General features: G+C 69.7%; 10 protein-coding genes and 2 pseudogenes. 4 read left to right on the top strand and 8 right to left on the bottom strand.

Going from position 1 to position 10192, the window contains the following annotated elements; all coding sequences use genetic code 11:
* Positions 1-110: 110 nt before the first annotated feature.
* From ACWCO3_RS25075 to ACWCO3_RS25045, 7 genes and pseudogenes are all read right to left on the bottom strand, one after another.
* Complete coding sequence (locus ACWCO3_RS25075) at positions 111-824, bottom strand: ABC transporter ATP-binding protein (RefSeq protein WP_145779813.1); 714 nt, start codon at positions 822-824, stop codon at positions 111-113.
* A complete protein-coding gene (locus ACWCO3_RS25070; RefSeq protein WP_145779812.1) occupies positions 811-1752 on the bottom strand; it encodes an ABC transporter ATP-binding protein in 942 nt (313 codons plus the stop codon). The genes ACWCO3_RS25075 and ACWCO3_RS25070 overlap by 14 nt, the downstream gene beginning before the upstream one ends.
* Positions 1745-2923, bottom strand: a complete 1179-nt coding sequence (locus ACWCO3_RS25065; RefSeq protein WP_145779811.1) for a branched-chain amino acid ABC transporter permease — start codon at positions 2921-2923, stop codon at positions 1745-1747. Before ACWCO3_RS25065 ends, ACWCO3_RS25070 begins: the two co-directional genes overlap by 8 nt.
* On the bottom strand, positions 2920-3903 hold the full coding sequence (locus ACWCO3_RS25060; protein ID WP_145779810.1) for a branched-chain amino acid ABC transporter permease: 984 nt from the start codon (positions 3901-3903) through the stop codon (positions 2920-2922). The genes ACWCO3_RS25065 and ACWCO3_RS25060 overlap by 4 nt, the downstream gene beginning before the upstream one ends.
* A 67-nt stretch (positions 3904-3970) precedes the next feature.
* Positions 3971-4504, bottom strand: a pseudogene (locus tag ACWCO3_RS25055) (branched-chain amino acid ABC transporter substrate-binding protein); the annotation flags it as partial.
* A 33-nt stretch (positions 4505-4537) separates the two neighbouring features.
* A pseudogene (locus ACWCO3_RS25050) lies at positions 4538-5608 on the bottom strand (low temperature requirement protein A); the annotation flags it as partial.
* A 64-nt stretch (positions 5609-5672) separates the two neighbouring features.
* Positions 5673-6092, bottom strand: a complete 420-nt coding sequence (locus tag ACWCO3_RS25045; RefSeq protein ID WP_145782590.1) for a DoxX family membrane protein — start codon at positions 6090-6092, stop codon at positions 5673-5675.
* Positions 6093-6276: 184 nt separating this feature from the next.
* Between ACWCO3_RS25045 and ACWCO3_RS25040 the strand changes: the two genes are divergently transcribed.
* Positions 6277-7362 carry an S-(hydroxymethyl)mycothiol dehydrogenase gene (locus tag ACWCO3_RS25040; RefSeq protein WP_145782589.1) on the top strand — a complete coding sequence of 362 codons (1086 nt, stop codon included), beginning with the start codon at positions 6277-6279 and terminating at the stop codon, positions 7360-7362.
* A complete protein-coding gene (locus ACWCO3_RS25035) occupies positions 7362-7991 on the top strand; it encodes an MBL fold metallo-hydrolase (RefSeq protein WP_145782587.1) in 630 nt (209 codons plus the stop codon). Before ACWCO3_RS25040 ends, ACWCO3_RS25035 begins: the two co-directional genes overlap by 1 nt.
* A gap of 21 nt (positions 7992-8012) precedes the next feature.
* Here ACWCO3_RS25035 and tsaA read toward each other — a convergent pair whose 3' ends face one another.
* Positions 8013-8441 (bottom strand): tRNA (N6-threonylcarbamoyladenosine(37)-N6)-methyltransferase TrmO, encoded by a 429-nt coding sequence (gene tsaA / locus ACWCO3_RS25030; protein ID WP_145782585.1) that lies wholly within the window; start codon positions 8439-8441, stop codon positions 8013-8015.
* 48 nt (positions 8442-8489) lie between these two features.
* Between tsaA and ACWCO3_RS25025 the strand changes: the two genes are divergently transcribed.
* Both ACWCO3_RS25025 and ACWCO3_RS25020 read left to right on the top strand, forming a co-directional pair.
* Entirely contained in the window at positions 8490-8954 is a 465-nt protein-coding gene (locus tag ACWCO3_RS25025; RefSeq protein ID WP_145782583.1) for a VOC family protein, read from the top strand.
* A gap of 526 nt (positions 8955-9480) precedes the next feature.
* Positions 9481-10192: hypothetical protein (locus ACWCO3_RS25020; protein WP_354887464.1), on the top strand; the 712-nt coding region annotated here is incomplete at its 3' end.

The raw sequence follows: 10192 nt of genomic DNA, 5'->3' as shown, positions 1-10192 counted from the left end.
TCTTGGCCCCCGCCTTGCCCGTCTCCTGGGGGCGGCGTGCCCACCCCCCCCCCCCCCCCCGCCGGCGCCCGCCCCCCCCCGGGGGGCTCCCCGCCCGCCGCTCGGATGGCTCAGGCCACGCCGAGGTACGCCTCCTTGACCGACGGATCGTGCAGCAGGTCCTGACCGGACCCCTCCTTCACGATTCGACCGGTCTCCAGCACGTAGCCGCGGTGTGCCCGCGACAGCGCCTGCTGGGCGTTCTGCTCCACCAGCAGGATGGTGGTGCCCTGCTGGTTGATCTCCGTGATGATGTCGAAGATCTGCCGAATCACCAGCGGGGCCAGACCCATCGACGGCTCGTCGAGCAGCAGCAGCTTCGGACGGCTCATCAGCGCCCGGCCGACAGCGAGCATCTGCTGTTCGCCGCCGGAGAGCGTGCCGCCGGCCTGCTTGCGCCGCTCGGCCAGCCGCGGGAAGAGGGTCAGCACCCGGTCCAGGTCGGCGGCGATGCCGGCGGAGTCCCGCCGGGTGTACGCCCCCATGTCCAGGTTCTCCATCACCGTCATACCCGGGAAGATCTGCCGTCCTTCCGGCGACTGACACAGCCCCCGGACCACCCGCAGGTCGGCCCGGAGCTTGCTGATGTCCTCACCGTTGAACGTGATCTTCCCCTCGGACAGCGACCGGGTCCCCGAGATGGCCCGCATCGTGGTGGTCTTGCCGGCGCCGTTCGCGCCGATCAGGGCCACCACCTCACCCTCGTTGACGGTGAGGCTGATGCCGTGCAGCGCCTCGATCCGACCGTAGGCGACGGCGACGTTCTCCAACTCAAGCAGCGTCATCGGCGGGCTCCCCCAGGTACGCGGCGATCACCTTCGGATCGCGGCTGACCTCCGCGGGCGCACCCTCGGCGATCTTGCGGCCGAACTCCAGCACCACGATCCGATCGGTGACGCCCATGACCAGCCGCATGTCGTGCTCGATGAGCAGCACGGTCAGGCCCATGTCCCGGATCTTGCGGATCAGGGTGAGGAGCTCCTCCTTCTCCGCCGGGTTGAAGCCGGCGGCCGGCTCGTCCAGGCAGATCAGCTTCGGCTCGGTGGCCAGCGCGCGGGCGATCTCCAACCGACGCTGATAGCCGTACGGCAGGTTGCGCGCCTCGTCGTTGGCCCGGTCGGCGATGCCGACGAAACGCAGCAACTCCAACGCCTTGGCCTCGGCCGCCCGCTCCTCCAGGATGTGCCGGGACAACCCGAACGTCTTGGCGAACGTCCGGCGCGTCTCCTGCCACGTCCGCTGGATGCCCGCCTCGGCGGTCACCTGCGGCAACTCGTGCGGCTTCGGCTTCTTCCGGGGCACCCGGAAGATCGCACCGGGCACGCTGGTCCGGTGCCGGGAGTCCGTGCCGACCATGACGTTCTCCAGCGCCGTCATCTCCGGGAAGAGACGGATGTTCTGGAACGTCCGGGAGATGCCCAACTGGCTGATCTGGTGCGGCTTACGGCCGGTCACCTTCTGGCCGCGGAACAGGACAGCCCCGGAGGTCGGCTTGTACACGCCGGTCATCACGTTGAAGCTGGTGGTCTTGCCGGCGCCGTTCGGCCCGATGAGGCCGAGGATCTCGCCCTCGTAGATCTGGAAATTAATCTTGTCGAGGGCGACCACACCACCGAAGCGGAGCGTGACGTCGTTGACTTCGAGCAGCACCGACCGAGGTCCGGGCTGAGCCGGGATCTTCGGCGCGGACGTGCTGGTGGTCTGGTCAGACATGAGCGGGCGCCTCCTCTGCCTCCGCCGCGCGGTCCTTCAACTCGCGGGCTCGCCGCCGGCTCGGGATCAGACCCTGCGGACGCAGGATCATCACCAGCACCATGGCCAGACCGAAGACCAGCCACCGGTAGTCGGCGAAGTCGCGGAACCGTTCCGGCAGGTACGCCAGCAGCACCGCGCCGAGCGAGACACCGAGCATGTTGCCGGAGCCGCCGACCACGACCATCGCGACGAAGAGAATCGAGAGGTTCGCGTTGAACTGGGTCGGGTCGATGAACGCGTTACGACTGCCAAAGAGGAAGCCCGCCAGGCCGCCGAGCGCCGCGCCCATGGCGAACGCCCAGAGCTTGAACTTGAACGGGTACACGCCCATCACCGCGGCCGCGTCCTCGTCCTCGCGGACGGCGAGCCAGGCACGACCCACCCGGCTGTGCTCCAACCGGCGGACCACGATCACCATCAGCAGCACGAAGGTGATCGCCAACCAGTACCAGGGCTTCGCGTCGATCAGACCGAAGACCTTGTTGTCCGCCGAGGGCGCACCCTCCGGGCCGGGAATGGCAGAGATACCTACCGGACCGTTGGTGACCCCGGTGGCGTTGCGGGCCACGATCCGGATGATCTCACCGAAGCCGAGCGTCACGATTGCGAGGTAGTCACCGCGCAGCCGCAGCGTCGGCCAGCCCAGCAGCACCCCGGAGATCATCGTCAGCACGATCGCGATCAGCAGACAGATGCCCCAGGTCACCGCCCACGTCGGCGGCAGGTCGAACTCCTGCTGGATCCACTTGACCACCGGCGAGTTCACCGAACCGAACAGCGCCACGCTGTACGCGCCGATGGCGAAGAACCCGATGTAGCCGAGGTCGAGCAGGCCGGCGAGGCCGACCACCACGTTCAGACCGATCGCGACCAGGACGTAAATGGCGCAGACGAAGAGCACGCCCGCCCAGTTGTTGCCGCCCTCGATCGAGTCGGTACGCAGGTCGTTCAGACCGGGGACCATGAGACCACCGGGCAGCTTGCCCAGGTACGGCAGGGAATAGACGAAAACGAGCAGGGCGACCACGCCGATGGCCTTCTGCCACTTCGGCAGCGCCTGCCAGCGCTCGCCGATCGAGGTCAGGAAACCGACCCGGCGGCGGTCTGCGGTGCGAATCTTGTCGATCATGCGCGGGCCCTCCCGAGCGACTCACCCAACAGGCCGGTGGGCCGGAACATCAGCACCACGATCAGCACCACGAAGGCGATGACGTCCTCCCAGTTGGACGCGAAGAGCGTCGCACCGTAGACCTCCACGATGCCCAGGAAGAGGCCACCCAGCAGCGCGCCGCGCAGGTTGCCGATGCCACCGAGCACCGCGGCGGTGAACGCCTTCAGGCCGAGCACGAAGCCGATGCTGTTCTGGGTGAAGCCGAACCGCATGCTCCACAACAGCGCGGCCGCGCCGGCCATGATGCCGCCGAGCACGAAGATCAGCATGATCACGCGCTCCTGGTTGACGCCCATCAGCGCGGCGGTCTCCGGGTTCTGGGCCACCGCCCGCACGCCCCGGCCGTACCGGGTGCGGTTGATGAACCAGTCCAGGAGCGCCATCATCGCCACGGCCGCGACGAAGACGATCAGCTGGATGTTCGTGATCGCCGTGTTGCCGATGGTGAACAGGGTCTCCTGCTGGATGATCGTCGGCATACCGACGATCTGCCGGGGCCGACCGAACACATCCGGCAACGCGCCACCGAGCAGCTTCGGCAGCACCTGCCCGAAGAGCTCGACGAAGACCAGGGACAGACCGATCGCGGTGATCAGGAAGATCAGCGGTGGCGCGTTCTTGCGCCGCAGTGGCCGGTAGGCGACCCGCTCGAGCGCGAGAGCCGTACCGCCCGAGGCTGCCGCCGCGACGACCAGACCGAGTACCAGGAACAGGATCGCCTGGCCGATAGGCGGGTTATTTTCCACCCCGAGCTGGTTCCAGAGGATCAGCACCGCGAAGGTACCGACCATGAACACCTCGGAGTGCGCGAAGTTGATCAGGCGAAGGACGCCGTAGACGAGGGTGTAGCCAAGGGCGATCAGGGCATAGATGGCGCCCTTGGACAGGCCATCGACCGTGTGCTGGCCGAGATGGCCGATCAGTTCATCGAAATGCACCGGGGGTCTCCTTGAATCGAGTGCGGCCGGGGTGAGACACCCCGGCCGCACTCCATTGCGTGGGGCGTCAGCTGAGCTTGAGCTCCTGCAGCGCCTCGATGGCCTCGCCCTTGATCTGGTAGGCCCAGATGACGACCTTCGTCGGGTCAACGTCACCCTTGGCGTCGAACTTGATGTACTTCGACACACCCTGCTTGTCGTACGACTTCACGAACGCCAGGATGTCCGCCCGGCTCTTCTTGCCAGCCTTGAAGGCGTCCAGGTAGATCGTCGCGCCGTCGAAGCCCTCAGCGCCGTAGGAGCCCGGCGGGATGCCGAACTTCTTCTGGTAGTCGGCGGAGAAGGTGCCGCCGGCCTTGTCGGCCGGGAGGCACGGGCAGGTGATGATCGCGCCCTCGGCGCCACCGGAGGCACCCTTCGGGAACGCGGTGTCGTACAGACCGTCCGGGCCGACGAACTTGGCCTGGACACCGGCGGCACGCATCTGCTTCACCAGCGGAGCGGCCTCACGGGTGTAACCGCCGTAGAAGACGAAGTCCGCCTGAGCGGCCTTGATCTTGGAGACGGTGGCGTCGAACTGCGTCTGCCGCTCCTGGATCTCCCGGCTGCGCAGCAGCACTGTCACCGTCACCAGGGCGACCAGCAGGGCCGCGAGCACATACACCGGGGCCGGGCCGAGCGGCGCGAGCAACGCCAGCAGCGCGACGACCGGGAAGGCGACGACCACCACGCCGTGCTGCTGCCGACGTACGTGCAGCACCCAGATCGTGAGCAGGAAGACCGCGACGGGGATGCCCACCGCGTACCCGGCAGTGGTCTCGGAGATGTGCGCGAGATTCCGGTCGACGTCCACCGCCGCGCCCAGCCCGGCCCCGATCGCCGCGATCGCCGCGAAGACCAGGTAGTGGCCATAACCCCAGATGAGGGAGTACGGCAACCGGTCGGGCGCCTCGATCGGCCGGTCGAAGTAGAGCCACCACAGCGCGAACACGATGATCGCGCCCGCTGCCGCGAGCGACCAGAGATCGTGCTCCCCGGCGTCGAGCCCGGCCTGGATCGCCATCGAGATGGCCAGGACAGTCTCGCCGAGCACGATGAGGGTGAACAGCCCGTACCGTTCGGTGATGTGCCGGGGGTGCCAGGGCGTCATCCCGGGGCGCTCGGCCACCGCCGGCACCAGCAGATCGGCCAGCACCAGCAGCAGGAACGACGCGGGGCCCCACTCGGCGGGCAGCAGCAGCCGCAGCAGCCACCCGATCTGCACCACTGTCACGCCGATCGCGTAACGACGGGCCGCCGGACGGTGTCGGGGGTCGCCGACGGCTGCGCGGCTCCAGTGCACGACGGCAGCCAGCCGCATTACCACGTACCCGTAGGTGATGACGCTGAAGTCGCCGTCGGCGAAGGCGCGCGGCACCCCGGCCGCCAGGATCAGCGCTCCGCAGATCTGCACCAGCGTGGTGATCCGGTAGACGTCGTCGTCGGTGTCGTAGGCCGAGGCGAACCAGGTGAAGTTCACCCACGACCACCAGATCGCGAAGAACACCATGAGGTAGCTGCCGACGGCGTGCCCGAGGTGGCCCTCGGCGACGTCGTGGTGCAGGCTGCTGGCCGCCTGTGCCACCGCCACCACGAAACACAGGTCGAAGAACAGTTCCAGCGGGGTGGCCGCGCGGTGCGGCTCGTCGCGTCGACGCGGTCGCATCGGCCTGTAGAACGGCCGCACCGACCGAGGCTGGGTCACCGCGGCTCCTCAGACCGTTGGCCGGTCAGCCGCGCCGACGGCCGTGGGTCAGCCCCTCCAACACCAGGGTCAGGCCGGCGCCGACCAACCAGACGTCCTTGGCAAGCCCCGCACCCTGCTGGGTCGGGCGGATGCTGCCGGGTTCCCGCAACCCCGGCGTCTTCAGGTACAGCTGCACCAGGCCCGCGCCGAACGCCGTCAGACCCAGCCCGACCAGGGGCGCCGGGACGAACGGCGCGATCAGCGCGGCCCCGAGGGCGACCTCCGAGTACGCCAGCAGCTTCGCGAAGCGCGCCGGCTCGAACTGACCCAGTTGCGGCACGGCCGTCACCGCCATCCCGTGCATGCTCTCCGCGGCGGCGCCCTCCAGGTTCCGTTTCTGCAGACCCGAGTTGAGGAAGTACGCACCGATGCTGACCCGTAGCGGCAGGTGTGCGAGTTTCATGGTCACTCCCGTTGGCCGTGGTCGAATGCGGCCCGCGTACCCCGGACCGCCCGCGATAACCGCCAGGCGGGCTGGGCTGGCCGTGGTGGTCGCGGTAGGTTCGCCGAGGGCCCACCGCCGAGCCCGTGGCACCCCGCCCCCGCTCGGCGTCCGGCCCTGCCGCAGACCACCAGCAGGAGGCGAAGTGAGCCAGGAAGTCCGGGGAGTCATCTCCCGCAGCAAGGGCGCGCCGGTCGAGGTCACCACCATCGTGGTGCCCGATCCCGGCCCCGGTGAGGCCGTCGTCCGGATCCAGTCCTGCGGTGTCTGCCACACCGACCTGCACTACCGAGAGGGTGGCATCAACGACGACTACCCGTTCCTGCTGGGCCACGAGGCGGCGGGCATCGTGGAGCAGGTCGGCGAGGGCGTCACCGACGTGGCCCCGGGCGACTTCGTGGTCCTCAACTGGCGTGCGGTCTGCGGCGACTGCCGCGCCTGCCGCCGAGGCCGCCCCTGGTACTGCTTCAACACCCACAACGCGAAGCAGCGGATGACGCTCACCGACGGCACCGAACTCGCCCCGGCGCTGGGCATCGGCGCGTTCGCCGAGAAGACCCTGGTGCACGCCGGGCAGTGCACCAAAGTGGACCCGGCCGCCCGACCGGCCGCCGTGGGGCTGCTCGGCTGCGGGGTGATGGCCGGGCTGGGCGCGGCGATGAACACCGGCAACGTCACCCGGGGCGACTCGGTCGCGGTGATCGGCTGCGGAGGTGTCGGAGACGCCGCCGTCGCCGGTGCCGTCCTCGCGGGCGCGACCACGATCGTCGCGGTGGACACCGACAGCCGTAAGCTCGACTGGGCCCGCCAGTTCGGCGCCACCCACACCGTGAACGCCTCGGAGACCGACCCGGTCGAGGCGATCCGTGCCGCCACCGGCGGCTTCGGCGCCGACGTGGTGATCGACGCGGTGGGTCGACCGGAGACCTGGAAGCAGGCGTTCTACGCCCGCGACCTGGCCGGCACTGTGGTGCTGGTCGGCGTACCGACCCCGCAGATGCAGATCGAGCTGCCCCTGCTGGACGTCTTCGGACGCGGCGGCGCCCTCAAGTCGAGCTGGTACGGCGACTGTCTGCCCAGCCGGGACTTCCCGATGCTCACCGAGCTGTACCTGCAGGGCCGGCTCGACCTCGACGCGTTCGTCACCGAGGAAATCGCACTCGATCAGGTCGAGAACGCGTTCGAGCGGATGCACCACGGCGACGTGCTGCGCTCGGTGGTGGTGTTCTGATGACCGCCCGCATCGATCGTGCGGTCACCGCCGGCACGTTCTCGCTGGACGGCCAGACGTTCGACGTGGACAACAACGTCTGGGTGATCGGTGACGACAGCGAGTGCGTCGTCCTGGACGCCCCGCACGACGTGGCCGCGATCCTCGCCCTGGTGGGTGACCGGCAGGTCCGCGCGATCCTGGCCACCCACGCCCACGACGACCACGTCCGGGTGGCGCCCGAACTGGCCGAGGCCACCGGCGCGCCGGTGTTGCTGCACGCCGCCGACCGGGTGCTGTGGGACATGGCCCACCCGCACCTGCCGCCGCACGGCGAACTGCACGACGGGCAGAGCATCGAGGTGGCCGGCACGACGCTGCGGGTGCTGCACACCCCGGGGCACAGCCCCGGGGCGTGCAGCTTCCACGCCCCGGACCTGGGCGTGGTCTTCACGGGGGACACGCTCTTCGCCGGCGGTCCGGGCGCGACCGGCCGCTCGTACAGCGACTTCGACACCATCGTCAGGTCGATCCGTACCCGCCTGCTCACCCTGCCGCCGGAGACGGTCGTGCACACCGGCCACGGTGACGACACCACCATCGGCGCGGAGGCCCCGCACCTTGAGGAGTGGTTGGCGCGCGGCCACTGAGCCCGCGTGCGGGTGCGCGGCTCAGCGCTCGTCGGCCGCGCCCAGCACCGGCTTGACGTCCAGGATCGGGGTGCCGTCGAGGGCCTCCAGGTCGGCCACCTCGATGCGCAGCCCGTCCACGCCCAGGACCCGCACCCGGTGCAGGCCGATCGGATTGGGCCGGTGCGGGGACCGGGTGCTGAACACCCCGGTCTCCGGCCGGCTCTGGTCGCCGCGCGGGTGTACGACCAGCACGTCGCGCCGGGCGCGGTCCAACCAGGTCAGCACCAGCAGATCCGCACCTCTCCGCAGGTCGCGCAGAGCCGGGCCGACCTGCGGGTCGAAGACCAACCAGGCGGTCGGGGCGCCCTCGTCACCCTGGCGCGGGGCGTCCGCCGCGTCCGTCAGCGGTGAGGCGACCCGGCCGACCGGGCGCACGGGGTACGTCTCGTCGTGCGTTGTCCCAGCCATGACGCTCCCTTCCCGACGGTGCGAGCCTACGGCGTTAGGATCGCGCGCATGGCCGCCGAGCACCCCGCACCTGTCGTCCGTCAGCTGCGCCTCGTGGTGGAGGCCGAAGACTACGAGGCCGCCGTCGCGTTCTTCCGGGACGCGCTCGGCCTGCCCGAGGAGGCGGAGTTCGTCAGCGACGGCGACGCCCGGGTGATGATCCTGGACGCCGGCCGCGCCACCCTCGAACTCGCGAACCCGGCCCAGAAACGCATGATCGACGACGTCGAGGTGGGACGGCAGGTTGCCCCCCGGATGCGTGTGGCCTTCGAGGTGGACGACACCGAGGCGACTACCTCCCGGCTGGTCGCCGCCGGGGCGAGCGAGGTCGCACCGCCGACGCGTACACCGTGGGATTCTCTCAACTCCCGCCTCGACGCCCCCGCCGGCCTGCACATCACCGTCTTCCAGGAGCTGCTCACCCTCGACGAGGGGGCCGGGACGCGGGGCGCGGAGTCCGGACGCGACGGCTGACCGGAGGCTCTTCCGCGCCAACGCCCTCACCCGGGCGGTCACCGAGCCGCACGGCGACCTCACCCACCGTGCTGGCCCGGGACGCCCACGCACGGTAGCGACAAACCGCCCACCGCCCGCCTCCCCAAGACGGTGCAGGCCCCCTTTGCTCTGCATCCGTATACGCACCATGTGCCGCGAGCTGCGGATGGGCCTTTTCCGTCAAGCCCGGGCGCTTCTCACCGCCGTCACCGAACGTGTCCGGCGCGTATGTGGGTGCAGAGCAAAGGCTGCCGAGCGGATCCATCCTCCGCCTGCCGAAATCACCCTGCGTCACCATCGTCGGACCTGGCGTGCGCTGAGCCGCCACGTCCGGTTCCGCGCCGTGACCGGGACCGCACCGGGCCAAGGTGAGGGCATTTCCGGAATGACCGACACGTCAACCTGGTTGTGTCCCCCGTACCGCCGAAGCCCAAACCCTTTCCGCGGTCATCTCCCGAGGAGTGTTCACCCCGGAGCGCTCCGCACGATCGAGAGGGCAACCATCGTGAAGGTCGACTTCACTCGATGGCTCCCCGCCATCGCTAAGGACTCGTACCGCAAGACCGCGCTGAGCGTCGCGGGTGTGGCCGCCCTCGGCGGCCTGGCCCTCGCTCCGACCGCAGTCGCCGCTCCGGTCACCACCGGACCTCACCAGGGCGCCGTCGCCGCCATCGACCTCGCCACCGGCAAGGCCGCCACGTCGGCCCAGCAGGACGACCAGCCCGTCGAGTCGGGCCTGACCACCGGCTCCGCCACCGGCAAGCCGCCGGCCGGCAAGCCCAGCCGAGCGCAGCTGATCCCGCACGGCATCGAGGGCGCCCAGTCGCGCATCCCGCTCGACGACGCGCAGCTCGCCAACGCCCGGGAGATCGTCGACGCCGCCAAGAAGACCGGCGTCGGTGACCGGGGCGCAGTGATCGGCGTGGCCACCTCGCTGCAGGAGTCGAAGCTCTACAACCTCGGCCACCTGGGCGCGTACAACGACCACGACTCGCAGGGCCTGTTCCAGCAGCGCCCGTCGTCCGGTTGGGGCACGCCTGACCAGATCACCGACCCGGAGTACTCCGCCACCGCGTTCTTCAGCGCACTCAAGAACGTGGGCGGCTGGCAGGACCTGCCGCTGACCACCGCCGCGCAGACCGTCCAGGTCTCCGCGTTCCCGTACGCGTACGCGCAGTGGGAGGAGCAGGCGGCGGACATCGTCCAGCAGCTCTGGT

The sequence above is a fragment of the Micromonospora sp. NPDC002411 genome (genome assembly GCF_053592955.1).
Note: the sequence above shows the minus strand (reverse complement) of the source record. Positions and strands in the feature narration are given on the sequence as shown.